General features: G+C 61.8%; 10 protein-coding genes and 4 pseudogenes. 8 read left to right on the top strand and 6 right to left on the bottom strand.

Annotation, left to right across the window (positions count from 1 at the left end):
* Positions 1 to 113 precede the first annotated feature (113 nt).
* The 3 pseudogenes from M8523_RS24945 to M8523_RS24935 all read left to right on the top strand — a co-directional run.
* Positions 114 to 578, top strand: a pseudogene (locus M8523_RS24945) (helix-turn-helix domain-containing protein); the annotation flags it as partial.
* Positions 572 to 1,250, top strand: a pseudogene (locus M8523_RS24940) (transposase); the annotation flags it as partial. The pseudogenes M8523_RS24945 and M8523_RS24940, both read left to right, overlap by 7 nt.
* Before the next feature lie 233 nt (positions 1,251 to 1,483).
* Positions 1,484 to 2,806: pseudogene (locus M8523_RS24935) on the top strand (IS66 family transposase).
* A gap of 209 nt (positions 2,807 to 3,015) precedes the next feature.
* Here the strand turns inward: M8523_RS24935 and M8523_RS24930 are convergent.
* Both M8523_RS24930 and M8523_RS24925 read right to left on the bottom strand, forming a co-directional pair.
* Positions 3,016 to 6,747, bottom strand: a complete 3,732-nt coding sequence (locus tag M8523_RS24930) for a vitamin B12-dependent ribonucleotide reductase (RefSeq protein ID WP_282587612.1) — start codon at positions 6,745 to 6,747, stop codon at positions 3,016 to 3,018.
* A gap of 487 nt (positions 6,748 to 7,234) precedes the next feature.
* Positions 7,235 to 7,714 carry a hypothetical protein gene (locus tag M8523_RS24925; protein ID WP_282587611.1) on the bottom strand — a complete coding sequence of 160 codons (480 nt, stop codon included), beginning with the start codon at positions 7,712 to 7,714 and terminating at the stop codon, positions 7,235 to 7,237.
* 345 nt (positions 7,715 to 8,059) lie between these two features.
* Here M8523_RS24925 and M8523_RS24920 point away from each other — a divergent pair, with 345 nt between their 5' ends.
* The 3 genes from M8523_RS24920 (at position 8,060) to M8523_RS24910 (ending at position 10,549) form a co-directional block, all read left to right on the top strand.
* Entirely contained in the window at positions 8,060 to 8,353 is a 294-nt protein-coding gene (locus tag M8523_RS24920; RefSeq protein WP_282587610.1) for a hypothetical protein, read from the top strand.
* Positions 8,354 to 8,469: 116 nt separating this feature from the next.
* A complete protein-coding gene (gene ygfZ, locus M8523_RS24915; RefSeq protein ID WP_282587609.1) occupies positions 8,470 to 9,303 on the top strand; it encodes a CAF17-like 4Fe-4S cluster assembly/insertion protein YgfZ in 834 nt (277 codons plus the stop codon).
* Between the two features lie 298 nt (positions 9,304 to 9,601).
* Positions 9,602 to 10,549 carry an HD-GYP domain-containing protein gene (locus M8523_RS24910; protein ID WP_282587608.1) on the top strand — a complete coding sequence of 316 codons (948 nt, stop codon included), beginning with the start codon at positions 9,602 to 9,604 and terminating at the stop codon, positions 10,547 to 10,549.
* 45 nt (positions 10,550 to 10,594) lie between these two features.
* On the opposite strand, the gene M8523_RS24905 is transcribed toward M8523_RS24910, so the two are convergent.
* Positions 10,595 to 10,975: a DUF427 domain-containing protein gene (locus M8523_RS24905; protein WP_282587607.1), complete on the bottom strand. Its 381-nt coding sequence runs from the start codon at positions 10,973 to 10,975 to the stop codon at positions 10,595 to 10,597.
* 328 nt (positions 10,976 to 11,303) lie between these two features.
* Here M8523_RS24905 and M8523_RS24900 point away from each other — a divergent pair, with 328 nt between their 5' ends.
* Together M8523_RS24900 and M8523_RS24895 are read left to right on the top strand one after the other, a co-directional pair.
* The gene (locus M8523_RS24900; protein WP_282587606.1) at positions 11,304 to 13,034 is read left to right on the top strand and encodes an ABC transporter permease; all 1,731 of its coding nucleotides are present in this window, start codon (positions 11,304 to 11,306) and stop codon (positions 13,032 to 13,034) included.
* A gap of 9 nt (positions 13,035 to 13,043) precedes the next feature.
* Positions 13,044 to 14,360 (top strand): ABC transporter ATP-binding protein, encoded by a 1,317-nt coding sequence (locus M8523_RS24895; protein ID WP_282587605.1) that lies wholly within the window; start codon positions 13,044 to 13,046, stop codon positions 14,358 to 14,360.
* Between the two features lie 6 nt (positions 14,361 to 14,366).
* On the opposite strand, the gene M8523_RS24890 is transcribed toward M8523_RS24895, so the two are convergent.
* The 3 genes and pseudogenes from M8523_RS24890 to M8523_RS24880 form a co-directional block, all read right to left on the bottom strand.
* A complete protein-coding gene (locus tag M8523_RS24890; RefSeq protein WP_282587604.1) occupies positions 14,367 to 14,948 on the bottom strand; it encodes a hypothetical protein in 582 nt (193 codons plus the stop codon).
* A gap of 50 nt (positions 14,949 to 14,998) precedes the next feature.
* The gene (locus M8523_RS24885) at positions 14,999 to 15,328 is read right to left on the bottom strand and encodes an alpha/beta fold hydrolase (RefSeq protein WP_282587603.1); all 330 of its coding nucleotides are present in this window, start codon (positions 15,326 to 15,328) and stop codon (positions 14,999 to 15,001) included.
* A gap of 4 nt (positions 15,329 to 15,332) precedes the next feature.
* Positions 15,333 to 15,605 (bottom strand): annotated as a pseudogene (locus M8523_RS24880) (hypothetical protein); the annotation flags it as partial.

The following is a 15,605-nucleotide window of genomic DNA, read 5'->3' as shown; positions in this document are numbered from 1 at the left end:
GACGGGCCGGCATGGCGCGGGTGGGTGTGCGTGTTTTAAAGGCGGAACCGTGCCTAGTGTTCTGACCGGGTTGGAGGATTCCCACACTGCTGCGGAGGTGGCATGCTGGGGTCATGCGACGCGGTGTTGAGGTCTCAGTATTGCCCGAGGATCGGGCGCGGCTGAGCGAGTTGGTGGCGGACCGGAACACGCCACAAAAGCATGCGGCCCGAGCACACATCGTTCTTCTGACCGGCGACGGCCTGGGCACGATGGAGATCATGCGGCAGACCGGGCAATCGAAGCCGACGGTGTGGCGCTGGCAGGCGCGCTTTGCCGAAGCCGGTTTCGACGGTCTGTTGCGCGACAAGACCCGGCCTCCCGGGCGACTGCCTCCTGAGGTTATCCGCAAGGTTGTGAGCAAGACCACGACGGAGCGGCCGACCGAGGCGACGCCTTGGAGTACTCGCATGATGGCCAAGGCGGTCGGCATCGCACCGGGTTCGGTGCAGAAGATCTGGCGCGACCATGGCTTGAAGCCGCACCTCGTGCGCCACTTCAAACTGTCCAAGGATCCGGACTTCGAGGCCAGGCACGTCACCACGTGCTGCGGCTGATGCGCGAGCATGGCCTTTTGGCACCCTCGCGCATTGGATCACAGCGAGGACCGCGTAATCACGACGGCACCATCATCCCCACGACGATCGACACGATGTGGGCGGAGCCTGCAAGAGGCTCCGCGCAGCGAAGCTGTGTGGAGTTGCAGGCGGAGGGACGGACATGACGACGGCCTGGACCCGTGAGGACAGGTGGCGGTCTTCATTGCCGTCGATCACCACAATGCCGAATGCGTCGGTATGCACGCCGCTCACCACGGGACCCGTTTCGAGGCGCTGGAACCGATCCGCCAGGGCGCGCCAGCACTTCGGTGGCTTCGCCAAGGACGTTGCCCGCGGTCTGTCGGTCCGGCATGACCACGGCAGCCAGTACATGGCACGTGCCTTTCAGGAGGAGATTGCCTTCTTGGGCGCCGAAAGCTCACCCGCCTTCGTGCGGGCTCCCGAGGCAACGGCTGCGCCGAACGCTTCATCCGCACCCTCAAGGAAAACCTCCTTTGGGTGCAGAGCTTCGACACCGTCGAGCAGTTGCGCCGGGCGCTACTCGCCTTCAAGGACACCTACAACACCATGTGGATGATCGGACGGCTCGGGCATCGAACCCCCGCCGCCGTTCGACGCGACCTCCTTTCACCCGCGGCTATTGCCGCATAGGATCAAGATCGGTGTCTCACTATCCGGGGCCGGTATAGATGGCCGCACCGCCCGATCATCGACGCAAAATCCCTCGTGCCCGCACAGGGTTTGCCGACGTGGATCTCATCGAATGGGATATGGTGCCGCGCAAGCCAGTCAACGATCAGTGGCAACGTCTGCGCGTTGATCTTCCCGATCAAGCCTGCGTGATTACCCACCCCCTTTGTCACGGGAGGAAATCGTTGATTCCTTTGGCGAATGGGCCCGATCTTGAGCGATTAAGCAAAGACGAGCTGATCGAGCTGGTGTTGCGGCTGCAACGCCCGACGAAGACGTCGCAGACGTCGGCCAAGCCGCCCCTCGACCGATCGAAAAGAGCGCGGTGAGAGGGCCAAACCTGGCTGGGCCAAGCCGGGCCACGAGGGGCATTCGCGCCGTTTGAGCGAGGATGTCGATCGGATCGTCAATCCTCATCCCCAGGAATGCCCGTGTTGCCGCATGGCTCTGCCCAGCGATTTGGCTGCAGAGGTGGTCAGCGAGCACGATAAGGTTGAGCTGCCTGCGATCAAGCCCTTCGTCGAGCGCCATCGACGCCTGGCCGTGCGCTGTCCGTCGTGCGGTGCGACGGTCGAGGCGCCGATGCCCTCGGCGGCGAAGGGGACACCGTTCGGCCCACGCCTCCACACGGTAGAAACCTATTTCAAGACGTTCCAGGCGCTGTCCTATGAGCGTCTGCAAGGCGCCCTTGAGCATCTCTTCGCCCGGACGGTCAGCCAGGGCGGAGCCTGCAAGAGGCTCCGCTCGGCGAAGCTGAGTGGAGTAGCAGGCGGAGAGGGGCTGATGAACATGCTCCGCCGCGCAGCGGACGTTCGCGGCCAAGCGCGACGATGCTGTCGCGGTCCTGCGCCAAGCCGACGTGATCGCCTCGGACGAGGCCGGGGTCCGCATCGAGGGCAGCAATTCGTTTCATTGGGTCTTCCGCTGCAACGACGCCGTGGTTCATCAGGCGTCTCTGACGCGCGGCGCCGTGGTGATCCGGGACATGATGGATCGACACCGACCGGCGGTCTGGCTGTCAGACCGCTATTCCGCCCAACAGGGCGGAAGGAGCGAGAGGCTCCATCCTGCGCAGCAGGGTGGAGTGGCGACTGGAGGGCATGCGGGAGCCCAGCAGACCTGCCTCGCGCATCTGGCGCGCGATGTCATCAAGCGGGCGAGGATCTCCTGCCGATGCGGCTCAAGCTGTGGCTTCAAGGTGCGTTTGCCGTGGCAGCCCGCATCGCAACGCTCGCGACCCAGACATCTTGCGATCTCGCGCGAAACCTCCAGAACAGGTTCAGACGAGCGCGCGACCAGCTTCTCACCTTTGCTAAATGGCCGGGCATTGTCTACGCCTCAACAATGGCTGTGAACGCGCACTCAGACCGTCGGTCACCCAGCGCAAGGTCACCAACGGCTATCGCGCCATGTCGGCAGCTCAGGGAGAGGCCGATGTCCGTACCGTGGTGGACACCAAGCGCCTCCGGCCCGTCAACAACGCCTTCGAGATCATTCTCCAGACCGTCAGCGCCTGACCCTGCTCAAATGGCCCCTGGGTAATTTCCCTTCAGCGTAAGCTTACCCTTATGTTGCCAGCCATTTTGCTGAAGCCAGTAGAAACGGAGACGACGTCCAAGCATCGCTCCTGTGAAGCTTTTACCAGCTCTAGAAGTCGTCCTGCCTCCGCAGAGACGATTTCTTTTCATCTGAAATCGTCTCTGCGGTCTCGAAACACAATTCTACCTCAGCTGCATCCCGTCGTCGCTCCGCAAGTGTCGCACTTCAGACATGTGCCGTTCCGTACGAGCGTGAAGTTCGCGCATTCTGGACAGGATTCGCCGACGTAGCCCTTCATTCGCGCCTCGGCCTTCTTGTCAGCCACGGCTTCCCTGGCAGCCGCGAAGCCCTGCGGCTCGTTCCAGGCCAAGGCAGAGAGTTCTTCCGTAACGGCCTCACGGGCCACCTCTCGGCTCACCTCCTGCTTGAGGGCTGTCGCGCCCTCCGTCGAAAAGGCCGGCGACTTGGTCACTTGCGCGGCACGCGATTCACCCGAAGCGCCGCCGCGCACGAGCATCAGCCGGTCGCCCTTGGATCGGACAAGACCCTTGGAGACGAAACCCGAGTCGCTCGCCCGAACTTCCATGCCACCCGTTCGGCCTTCGCCTTCACCCTTCCCCATGGCGTCAAAGCCGAGATCCGACGGCGCCACATGCGCGAGATCCGTCCGGTCGAGATATGAGACCGCAAGTTCGCGGAACACATAGTCGAGGATAGAGGTCGCATTCTTGATCGCGTCATTGCCCTGCACGGGGCCGGCCGGCTCAAATCGCGTGAACGTGAAGGCCTCAACGTATTCCTCAAGCGGCACGCCATATTGCAGGCCAAGTGAGATAGCGATCGCGAAATTGTTCATCAGCGACCGGAAGGCGGCGCCTTCCTTGTGCATGTCGAGGAAGATCTCGCCGAGCCGCCCGTCCTTGTACTCGCCCGTCTTCAGATAGATCTTGTGACCGCCGACAGACGCCTTCTGGGTGTAACCCGCGCGGCGGTTCGGCAGTTTCTCGCGCTCACGCTGGCGCTCCACCCGCTCGACGATGCGCTCCACGATCCGTTCGGCGACTTCGGCCGTGCGCGCCGGCATCGGCGTCGCGAGATGCGTCTCGACCGCGTCCTCGACCTCATCGTCGTTTTCGATCAGCTGGGAATTCAGCGGCTGAGAGAGCTTCGAACCGTCGCGGTAGAGCGCATTGGCCTTCAACCCCAAACGCCAGGACAGGAGATAAGCCTCCTTGCAGGCCTCGACCGTCGCATCGTTCGGCATGTTGATGGTCTTGGAGATCGCGCCCGAGATGAAGGGCTGCGCCGCCGCCATCATGCGGATGTGGCTCTCGACGGACAGATAGCGCTTGCCCGTGCGGCCGCAGGGATTGGCGCAATCGAACACCTTGTAATGTGACACCTTGAGGTGCGGTGCGCCTTCGAGCGTCATGGCTCCGCAGCAGAAGATGTTGGCGGCCTCGATGTCGGCCTTGGAGAAGCCGAGGAAAGGCAGGAGCTCGAACCTCTGGTCGTCGAGCTTGTCGGCCGGGACCTTCAGGGTGTTGACGAGGAAATCCGCGCCGAGCGCCCATTTGTTGAAGGCGAACTTGATATCGAAGGCATTGGCAAGGCTCTTCTCCAAGCCTTCGAGCTTCTCGTCGGTGAAGCCTCGTGCGCGCAGCGACGAGGTGTTGATGGCCGGCGCCTGACGCAGGCTGCCGTGGCCGAGCGCATAGACCTCGATTTCGGCGATCTCGTTTTCGCGATAACCGAGCGCACGCAGTGCTTCGGGCACCGCACGGTTGATGATCTTGAAATAGCCGCCCCCGGCGAGCTTCTTGAATTTCACAAGCGCGAAATCCGGCTCAATGCCGGTTGTGTCGCAATCCATCACGAGGCCGATCGTGCCCGTCGGGGCCACGACCGTCGTCTGGGCATTGCGATAGCCATGCATTTTACCGCCGCTGACAGCGGCATCCCAAGCGAGCCGGGCGCGCTCGATCAGCATCGGGTCCGGGCAGGACGCCGCGTCAAGCGGAACGGGCATGACAGCCACCTGCTCGTAACCAATGGCCTCGCCATAGGCCGCACGGCGATGGTTACGCATCACGCGCAGCATGGCATCGGCATTGGGTGCGTAACCCGGGAAAGCCCCGAGCTCGGACGCGATCTCGGCCGAGGTCGCGTAGCACACACCTGTCATGATGGCCGAGAGCGCGCCGCAGATGGCACGGCCCTCGTCGGAATCATAGGCGATGCCCGAAGACATGAGGAGGCCGCCGATGTTGGCGTAGCCAAGCCCCAGCGTCCGGTAGCGGTAGGAGCGCGTGGCGATCTCCTCCGAGGGGAACTGCGCCATCAGCACGGAGATCTCGAGCACCACCGTCCACAGACGGACCGCATGCTCATAGGCCACCGTATCGATCCGCTTGGTTGCGGGATCCTTGAATTGCAGCAGGTTCAACGACGCCAGGTTGCAGGCCGTGTCGTCGAGGAACATGTATTCCGAGCACGGATTCGAGGCGATGATCGGCCCTGAGACCGGGCAGGTATGCCAGTCGTTGATGGTGGTATGATATTGCAGGCCTGGATCGGCCGAAGCCCAGGCCGCGAAGCCGATCTTCTCCCACAAGGCACGGGCCTTGATGGTCTTCAAAGGCTTTCCATCGAGCCGCCGCGTCAACGCCCAATCGGCGTCGGTCTCGACGGCACGCAGAAAATCGTCGGTGACCCGCACCGAATTGTTCGAGTTCTGGCCCGCGACCGTGAGATAGGCCTCAGAATCCCAGTCGGTGTCGAATTCCGGCAGGTCGATCGACGTATGGCCCATGCGCGCGAGCTGGATCACGCGCTGGATCATGTTGTCCGGCACGGCATTCAGGCGTGCGGCCCTGATTTCCTTCTTGAGCGCCGGATTCTTCTCCGGGTTCGTGCAGTCATCTCCGGGGCCTTCGCAGTTTACGCAGGCACGCAACACCGCCTTCAGGTGCTTCTTGTTGATCTTGGAGCCTGTGACGAGCGCCGCGACCTTCTGCTCTTCGCGCACCTTCCAATCGATATAGGCCTCGATATCCGGATGATCGGCATCGACCACCACCATCTTGGCCGCACGGCGGGTGGTGCCGCCCGATTTGATGGCGCCGGCAGCCCGATCGCCAATCTTCAGGAAGGACATCAGACCCGAGGACCGCCCGCCGCCCGACAGCTTCTCATTCTCGCCGCGCAGGCGCGAGAAGTTGGTGCCGGTGCCGGAACCGTATTTGAAGAGCCGCGCCTCACGCACCCAAAGGTCCATGATGCCGCCCGGATTCACAAGGTCATCGGCAACGGATTGGATGAAGCACGCATGCGGCTGCGGATGCTCATAAGCCGACTCGGACTTCGTCAGCTTCCCGGTGCGAAAATCGACATAGGAATGGCCTTGGCCGGGCCCATCGATGCCATAGGCCCAGTGCAAACCGGTGTTGAACCATTGCGGCGAGTTCGGCGCGACCATCTGGCGGGCCAGCATGTGGCGGAGCTCATCGTGGAACGCATGGGCGTCCTCCTCCGACGTGAAATAACCGCCCTTCCATCCCCAATAGGTCCAGGTGCCGGCCAGCCGGTCGAACACCTGCTTGGACGAGGTCTCTGAGCCGGCGCGCTCGCTCTCCGGCAAGACCGCGAGAGCCTCGGTGTCAGGCACCGAACGCCACAGGAAGGACGGGACGTCGTTTTCCTCGACCTTCTTCAGACGCGTGGGCACACCCGCCTTGCGGAAATATTTCTGCGCCAGCACGTCGGCTGCAACCTGTGAGAATGCGGCCGGAACCTCGATCCCGTCGAGGGAAAATACCACGGATCCGTCAGGATTCCTGATCTCGGATTTGGTCGCACGGAACTCTATGCCGGCATAAGGCGCGCCCGAGGACTTCGTGTAGTGGCGATTGATTCGCATCGTTCATCACCCAAACTGCAGCCTCGAAACGGCCCTGCCGGCCAACCTCAAGGGACTAAATTCAAGCTTCGAACCTTCCAACGGACACGGCCGACGGGACGAACCGATCGGCCAGTGTCGGAGACTGGTAAAGAAGGCGCAAAGCTCTCGCGTTGGATTTAACCTACCTTGAGATCGGCCATAGGAGTCGCAGGCCAAAACATTATCCACATCTAGTTTGGCAGCGCTTTCGCGGAGGCAGCTCAATCGGCTTGCATGTATTTGAAGGGAGGTCGCGAATCGACACCCTTCAATCCTTAATATTGGGTTAAAAGCGAAAATGTGAATACCTACGCAATGGAGCCGATCCTTTGACGCGTATGCTCGAACAAGCTGCTCTGACGCAAGGCTTAGCTTAAGGCTTCGGCAAACACTGGATCCTGAAAGTCGCAGTGAGGCCAGCCATCAAGCGGCGCAGAGAGTGCGTTCCGCCGAGGATTAGGCTTGGCTATTTACCGGTCGTGAGAATTGCCCCGATCTGGTTTTCTTCGAACGTGCCGCCAAAGTCCCGGGTGCCATCCGCCACCAACTGAGCCACCAGAGGATAGCGCCCGAACAAGTCGACGCTGTCGAGCGTGGCCGACAGAGCCCGGTTGAAGTCGTCCTGTCGCTTCGGCGGTGTCTGACGCCGAACATATTCGACGAAGTCGATGCACACATTGACAAGGCGCGCCCGCTCGCGATCCGACATCTCCTGGCTGTCGCCTGTTCGGCGCACCAGCGCGTCCATCAGAGCATAGTAGCGCCATCCCGAGGAGCCGAACGGCACGGCCCTCACGTCAGGCCGTATCAGCAGAGCCATCTCGGCCAGAAGCCGGCCCAAATCCATCGTCGCGTAGGAGAGCGCGCATTCCTTGAAGCTCACGAGGTGCTTTTCCAGGAATTCGGTCCGGAATGTGCCCTCCCAGTCGCGGTTGATCTGTGTCATAGGGCTCAAGGTGTCTGCTTCGTCTCGCATGCCACTTCAGCATCGCATGGGGGTGTTAGCTGGCGATGAACAGACATGTTGCAACGTGACATCCGTCAGCATGTCGCCATGTCCGGCTTCCACCGACCCAACACGTGCGATCTCCCACGCTCTATGCCATGCAACCGACGTCGCGTTCGTTAGTTCCAGGTTTGGACGAAGCGGTCACGGGCCATGCTCTACATTGACCTGACTGCAGGCGTCGAAGCTGAACAAACGTCCCGAGGCCTCTCCAGGTGCTCACCGACCAGCCATCCTGATGTGGAGTGCGAAAGAAGCTGTTTCCGGGTTCGATGGGGTGTAGCGATGAAGAAGCGTGCAGGAATTCTCGCGGGCGTGGCGCTCCTCGGCACTTTTGTTGGGACCGCTCGAGCGCAACCGGCAGCAGGTGCGGCTGATGTTGATCAGTCCCCGGCAAGCACCGATATTGCCAAGCGGCCTGGCACGCTCAGCGAGAAGCTGAATACGACGAACGGCGTCATCCATCCCCAGGGCGACGTCGATCCGGGAATTCACAAGTCCGCGCCCAAAACTGGAACCATGCCGGTCATCCCTCCACCGGGTGGGCCCGGTGACACGGGTGACGTACAGCCGAAGTAGCGGGCCAGGGTTCTGCGAGGAGGGACGCCCCCTCCGCGGACACGATCGGCGCGCTGCCCTTGTGTGGCCGCTTGGTCCCCTTATCTCCCGATGTGTCGCAACGGGCGAGGAACGATATGGAATCGGGTGCGTCGACGGATCGTCGCGGTGTCGTGGAAGTTTCGGGCCCGGAGGCGCGCGATTTTCTTCAGCGCCTGGTTACGAACGACGTCGAAAAACTCACCTCCGGGCAGGCGTGCTATGCGGCCTTGTTGACGCCCCAAGGCAAGATCATCGTAGATTTCATGGTGGTCGCGGCGCCGGAGCCCGACCTCCACGAGCGCTTTCTCCTCGATTGTCCAGCTGTGCTCGCCCCGGATCTCGCGCGCAGGCTCACCCTGTACAAGCTGAGAGCCAAGGTCACGATTGCTGATCGAAGCGGGCAGCTTGGGGCAAGCCCTCTTGTCGGGGACATTGCGCCAACCGGCACGGGCGTCGTCATCTATGCCGACCCGCGATCCGCGAACCTCGGGAACAGGGCTGTCGGCCCGTCTGATCTCATTATGAGCTTGGCACCAGCACCCGCCGATTATCGGACGCGCCGGATCTTGGCGGTCGTCCCTGAGGGCGGCCTCGATTTTACTTATGGCGACTCCTTTCCGCACGAGGCAAACCTCGACCGACTGTATGGGGTCGATTTCACCAAAGGCTGCTACGTCGGCCAGGAGGTCGTATCGCGCATGCAGCACAGAAGCACGACACGCAAGCGCGTGACGCCCGTCCACTTTCCCGACGCGCCGCCGAAACCCGGGTCGGAGATCCTGGCCGGCGATCTCCCGATCGGAACAGTCGGCACTGTGGAGGGCGGGCGTGGTCTGGCGATGCTTCGCCTCGATCGTGTCGCCGATGCCACGGCTACCGGCACTGCGATCACCGCAGCCGGCCAAATGGTCGAGGTCGACCGCCCCTGACCGGCTCGAACCGTGGTGCAGTCGGACGGACACGCCGCAAGCCATTTAACGTCTCCTTACCAAACGTCAAGAATCGTGGCGTTCGCAAGGATGATCTCGACCGCAACAACGCTTCCTTATCGAAAGGCTGAGATGAATCGCTGTTTCGTCCAATGCATCGGACGATCGGCGTCGGGGAGACAAAGGGGTGCTTCTACTCACGGATCGGGGGCGGGAAGGGCGCCGTTTGCGGCAGATCTTGCAGCAGGTCCGCCCGTGCACGGTGCTTGAACTTGGTTCCACTCTGGAACAAGCTTTGGTGCCTAGTCTGATTGTGTGTGACGTCGCCTTCGACAATGTGGCCTCGATCGAAGCGCTTCACGCTGCGCTCGCGTATTATCGCTCTGGCCGTCCCGCGCCGGTTCTCTGCCTTGTCCGAGATCCAAGCCAGTTGACCCAGGCACAGGCGCAGGCAGCTGGTGCCAGTGCCATCGTTCCCGTCCAGACGCCGCCGTCGCAACTTATCACCACGATCCACCGGTTGCTCGCCGGCCTCCAAAACGAGAATGCGTCGGATGACGGCACTCGCCTGATCGAAGCCGGGGTGCGCGATACCGAAGCCGCACTTGCCGGCATGCTGGAAAGTGCTCGTCAACGCCAAGATATCTCGGTGGAGGCCTTAGATCGGGGTGGGGACGTCGTCCTCTCCGCTATGAAGCGAACAAACGTGCGCGCTTGGCTCGACGTTGTGTGGAAGTACGATGACATAACCTACCAGCACTGCCTGCTCGTGGCCGGGCTGGTCGCAGCCTTTTCCGTTGCATTGGGGTTGTCGCCAAAAACGCAACGCCTGCTGTCTCAGGCGGCACTGCTTCATGACGTCGGTAAGGCGCACATACCTTACGCAATCCTCAACAAGGCGGGTCGGCTCACGCCGGAGGAATTCACGATCATGCGAAACCATCCGATGATCGGCTACAACCTCCTGGCGGGACAGCGGCAGCTCGATCCGTGCCTTCTCGATGTGGTTCGCCATCACCATGAATATATCGACGGCTCGGGATATCCGGATGGCCTCCAAGGCAAACGCATCCCCGACTTCGTGCGGCTTGTCACGATCTGCGACATCTACGCTGCGCTCATTGAACGGCGGTCCTACAAACCACCGACAACATCCCACGCAGCGCTCTCACATCTGGTCGAGATGGGCGTCAAGCTCGACACCGGGCTGGTGCAGGCCTTCCACAAGGTGGTTGGGGCCACCTGAGGCTGGTTCGGCCTCTTCAACCAACTTGTCCGACTGGTGATCAGATCAGGCCGGACGGATGTCGATGGCGTCCACTCGGTCGGGATAAAAAGCCAGGTGGCCCCGGATGGCGGCCACGGCCGGATAAGCGTCCTCATAGGTCCAGATCGCGTCACGTGAGCGGTCGCCGCCCGCGGGAATGCTGTAGTATGAGGCTTGTCCCTTGTAGGGGCAGTGGCTCGTTCGCGTACTGCGCGCCAGATGAGCCATGTCGACATCGGCCCGCGGAATGTAGTGCACGGGCGGGTACGATCCCTCTCGAAGCGTGAGAACGTTCCGGCTGTCGGCGATTGTCTCCCCCGCGACGGTGACGACCACACGGCTGTGGTGTGGCTCGATTGCGATCGGGTGATCCGGGCCGGGGATCTTGACTGAATGGACATCCATGCTGGTGCTCCTTGCTTGGAGGTAGGGCCACGCGGCAACGCCTTTCGCAGCCTTCGGCATCCTATCCGCATCCCCGGTGAAATCGATCCGGTCCAGCACACATTCACCCCTGAAGACCTGCGGTCTGGAGCCACACACCAAGGGTTTTGTGACCACGCGTCAGACTTGGCCCGAGCCCATTTCGGGGACATTGAATCTGTCGTTCACGGCGGCCTATGCGCTGTCTTCTGATTGTCACGCAAATCGAACATGCGTAAGGCATCCGAGCCTGAGCTTTGCCACGGCAAGGCACTCGCAATCGTATCCCTAAGCGGCGCGCCGGAGTTTCATGACGAGATTTGTGACGTTTGCGTCGCTGGGGCGGCGAACCCTGCCGAACCAGTGGGACATCATCGCGCTGTCCCTGATCTTCGGTGCGTTCGTGCTGATCGTACATGGATCGCGCGGCATGCTGGTGCCACTGCCGGCCCCCAGCGCCAATGCGATCGACCTGAGCTATCTGCAGCTTCCCTATTATGCGTTGCGCACGACGCTTCGCATGTTTGCCGCCATGACGGCCTCGATCATCTTCACTTTGACCTATGCCACCATCGCGGCGAAGAGCCGCCGTGCCGAGATGGTGCTGATTCCTCTGCTCGACGTTCTGCAGTCCGTACCGATCCTGGGATTTCTCAGCTTCACGGTGACGTTCTTCCTCGGTCTGTTTCCCGGCAGCCTGCTCGGTGCCGAATGTGCGGCCATCTTTGCCATCTTCACGAGCCAGGCCTGGAATATGGCCTTCTCGTTCTACCAATCCCTCCGAACCGTTCCGCGTGATCTCAGCGAGGTTGTTGACGGGTTCCGCCTCTCGGGATGGCAGCGATTCTGGCAACTCGAGACCCCGTTCGCGGTGCCGGGATTGATCTGGAACGCCATGATGTCGATGTCGGGGGGCTGGTTCTTTGTGGTCGCCTCGGAGGCGATCTCGGTCGGTGATACGACCATCAAGCTTCCGGGAATCGGCTCCTATCTCGCAGTCGCCATCGATCAGCGTCGCGTCGATTGTGTGCTGATGGCGGTGCTGGCCGTGCTGGTCGTGATCGTGCTCTATGACCAGCTCGTCTTTCGTCCGATCGTCGCCTTCGCGGATAAATTCAAGGTGGAATTATCTGCCTCGGAGAAGGGCGATACACCCTGGGTGCTCCGACTCTACCAGCGAACCTCCTGGCTCAAGCGGGCGACAGATCCAGTCCGGGACGCGTTCGATTGGTTCACGAGTTTGCGGATCGATCTTCCAGCCTGGGGCTCGTCACGGCCGGCGTCCCGAACGGTGTCGCGCCTGATCGATATCGTGTGGTTCGCGCTGGTCGGGCTCCTCGCGGCCTACAGCGTTTACGAAGTTGCCACCTTCGTCGGGGCGGCCCTGACTTGGCACGATCTGATCGTGGCAATGGGGTTGACGCTGGTCACGATGTTGCGCGTCGTGGTCCTTCTCGCCCTCGCCACGCTGTTCTGGGTGCCGATCGGTGTGTGGGTCGGCTTGCGGCCCAACCTGGCCGAGAAGGTCCAGCCGCTGGCGCAGTTCCTCGCCGCCTTCCCGGCCAACGTGCTGTTTCCGATCGCGGTGATTGGAATCCTGTCATTTCGACTGAATCCCGACATCTGGCTGTCGTTCCTGATCATCTTCGGGACCCAATGGTACATCGTCTTCAACGTCATCGCGGGGGCCTCGGCCTATCCCAACGACCTGAAGGAAGCGGCCGCCAACTTTCGGATCACCGGGTGGTCCTGGTGGCGCAAAGTCATTCTCCCCGGCATCTTTCCCTATTACGTCACCGGGGCTCTTACGGCGTCGGGCGGCTCGTGGAACGCCGCTATCGTGGCGGAATATGTGAAGTGGGGGGACGATAAAGTCGCGGCCCATGGCATCGGCGCTTACATCGCCCAGGCGACCGATGCTGGCGATTTTCCGCGTATCGTGCTCGGGGTCGCGGTCATGTCGGTCTTCGTCATCATGTTCAACCGCCTTCTGTGGCGCCCGCTGTTCGGATTCGCGGAACGCCGCCTCCGCATCAACTGAGGATCTAGGATGCTAGACGCAGCCAAGGGGCCTCTCCTCGAGGTCCGCAATGTGACGCAGCGCTATCGTGGCGGCAGCCATGGCGACGACGGCCCGCCGGTGCTCGAAGGCATGTCGACCGTGCTGAACGAGGGCGAGATCGTCGGCCTGTTGGGTCGGTCCGGATGCGGAAAATCCACACTGCTGCGGATCGTTTCGGGGCTGATCCGCCCTTCCAGCGGGGAGGTGATCTATCAAGGTGCCAAGCTCGAAGGGCCGGCGGATGGCGTCGCCATGGTGTTCCAGAGCTTTGCACTGTTTCCCTGGCTTTCGGTGCTGGAGAATGTCGAGATCGGCCTGAAGGCGATCCGGGTTCCGGCCGAAGAGGCCCGCCAGCGGGCGCTCGCGGCTATCGATCTCATCGGCCTCGACGGTTTCGAATCGGCCTATCCGAAGGAACTCTCGGGCGGCATGCGCCAGCGCGTGGGCTTCGCACGGGCGCTCGTCGTGCATCCCAATATCCTGTTGATGGACGAGCCCTTCTCGGCATTGGACGTACTGACGGCCGAAACACTGCGAAGCGATCTCGTTGAGCTCTGGACGGAGGGGCGGCTCCCGATCAAGACCGTGTTGATGGTGACCCACAACATCGAGGAGGCGGTGCTGATGTGCGACCGCATCTTGGTGCTGTCGTCGCACCCCGGCCGCATCGCCTCCGAAATCCGCGTGACCCTGCCTCATCCGCGCGATCGGCTCGATCCACAATTCCGCCAGCTCGTTGACAACATCTACGCGCTCATGACCCGCCGCAGCACGTCCAAGCAGCCTGGCCGCGACGGATTGTTCCCGGGCTCCGGCATCGGCATGGTGCTGCCTCGTGTGTCCACCAATTCCATCGCGGGTCTGACCGAGGAGGTCGCGGCCGCGCCCTACAACGGCAAGGCCGATCTGCCGCATCTCGCCGATTCACTGCAGCTCGAAATCGATGAACTCTTCCCCATTGCCGAGACGCTGCAGCTGCTGCGCTTCGCCGAACTGGAAGAGGGCGACATCAAGCTGACCGGGGCCGGGCGGCGGTTCGCGGATGCCGAGGTCGACCAGCGCAAGCGTCTCTTCGGTGATCACCTTCTTGCCTACGTCCCACTCGCCGCCCGCATCAAGCGTGTGCTCGACGAGCGGCCGACCCATACGGCGCCAGCCTCACGCTTCCGCGAAGAGCTTGAGGATTATATGTCGGAGGAATATGCCGAGCGAACCTTGCGCACCGCGATCATGTGGTGCCGCTACGGGGAACTCTTCGCCTATGACGAGGATGCCCAGGCGTTCAGCATGGAGAATCCGGAATAGTTTGCCCTATTGCGTTGCCTTGGCGGGGGTGGAAAAGGGTTTGCGGACTTGGTCGAGCGTCGCGCCGTCATCGACCGCAAGCGAGAACGTGATGAGGCTCAAGGCGGCGGTCATCTCCGCCGTGACATTCGGGACCGGCTTCAGGGTGGCAATGCTGCTGGGGTGGTCGAGCTTGCGTTTGTAAGCCTCTCCCGTTTGTTGAAGGGCCTGCTGCAACAGAGCTTTGCCGGTGTCGACGCAGGCTGCCGGCACGTCCGCCGCGAGCGAGCAGAGCGCGGCGCCGTTCATCGCCACGAGACGTTTCAACTGTTCGGCGAAGCGGTCTCGGGAGTTGAATTCGAGCGTCACATAGAACTCCCGAAAGAGGCCGGCCGCGTCACACGTCATCGTTCCGGAGAGGTCGGTCGTGCTCCAGCTGTAGCGTTTGCCGCCTCCTCCTCCTCCGGCTTTCTGAACGAAGACCGGAACCTCCGGCGCCGGATCGCCGACGATCAACAATCCCCCGTTCAGGCGTTCTCGGAAAAGCTCGCACGTCAGCGGCTCCGCGGATGCAGCCGGGGCAAGAAGGACCGATCCAATCGCGGCCAACGACCACATCCTCACACTGATCTCCCTCATCATCGCTATTTGGTCAGAGCTTAAGCCGGTTTGGGGGCGGATGTCTGCCAACACCAACCTGCGCTGATCACGACTGGTGAGCCCACTTTCGCAATCCAACCCGCCTCGAGAAGATAGACCTCCGCATCCGGAACGTCCCTCTTGTATGCCTCCGCTCGGGGCGGCAGAAAGACGGCGTCATTTTTTCCCCACACCGCCAGAACAGGGGGACGATCGGTGCGGAGGTAGGCCTGAAACGCCGGATAGAGCGCGACCTTGGTCCGGTAGCTCAGGATAAGATCGAGCTGGATTTCCTCACCTTCCGGCCGATGCATGTAGAAGTTGTCCAGAAGGTAGTCATCGGGAGACACGGCCTCAGCGGGGCGCTCCGTGTTCGTGCTGGAAACGGATCGCCTCATCGGACAGCGACACGCGTACTGCATCGCAATGGCCGGTGTCGGCTCGCGCCGATAGGTCTCCCAAGGCGCCCAATACTGACTGCCCCACAGAGGCGTAGCCATTTTGGGTGATGATCGCAGTCACGTAATCGGGGTGCTTGATCGCGAGCCTAAGAGTCTGTCCGAAGTCATATCTTTTTCTGGCAGAGCTTTCGCAGCATGAGTCGAATAGACGCCAGTTGTAAGAAGG

This window comes from Lichenifustis flavocetrariae, assembly GCF_026130545.1.
GTDB lineage: Bacteria > Pseudomonadota > Alphaproteobacteria > Rhizobiales > Beijerinckiaceae > Lichenihabitans > Lichenihabitans flavocetrariae.
Note: the sequence above shows the minus strand (reverse complement) of the source record. Positions and strands in the feature narration are given on the sequence as shown.

What these genes read in the sequence shown, in the direction of transcription:
- M8523_RS24930 (WP_282587612.1), bottom strand. Translation starts at nt 6,747, where the DNA reads ATGCGAATCAATCGCCACTACACGAAGTCCTCGGGCGCGCCTTATGCC.
- M8523_RS24925 (WP_282587611.1), bottom strand. Translation starts at nt 7,714, where the DNA reads ATGACACAGATCAACCGCGACTGGGAGGGCACATTCCGGACCGAATTC.
- M8523_RS24920 (WP_282587610.1), top strand. Translation starts at nt 8,060, where the DNA reads ATGAAGAAGCGTGCAGGAATTCTCGCGGGCGTGGCGCTCCTCGGCACT.
- ygfZ (WP_282587609.1), top strand. Translation starts at nt 8,470, where the DNA reads ATGGAATCGGGTGCGTCGACGGATCGTCGCGGTGTCGTGGAAGTTTCG.
- M8523_RS24905 (WP_282587607.1), bottom strand. Translation starts at nt 10,975, where the DNA reads ATGGATGTCCATTCAGTCAAGATCCCCGGCCCGGATCACCCGATCGCA.
- M8523_RS24900 (WP_282587606.1), top strand. Translation starts at nt 11,304, where the DNA reads ATGACGAGATTTGTGACGTTTGCGTCGCTGGGGCGGCGAACCCTGCCG.
- M8523_RS24895 (WP_282587605.1), top strand. Translation starts at nt 13,044, where the DNA reads ATGCTAGACGCAGCCAAGGGGCCTCTCCTCGAGGTCCGCAATGTGACG.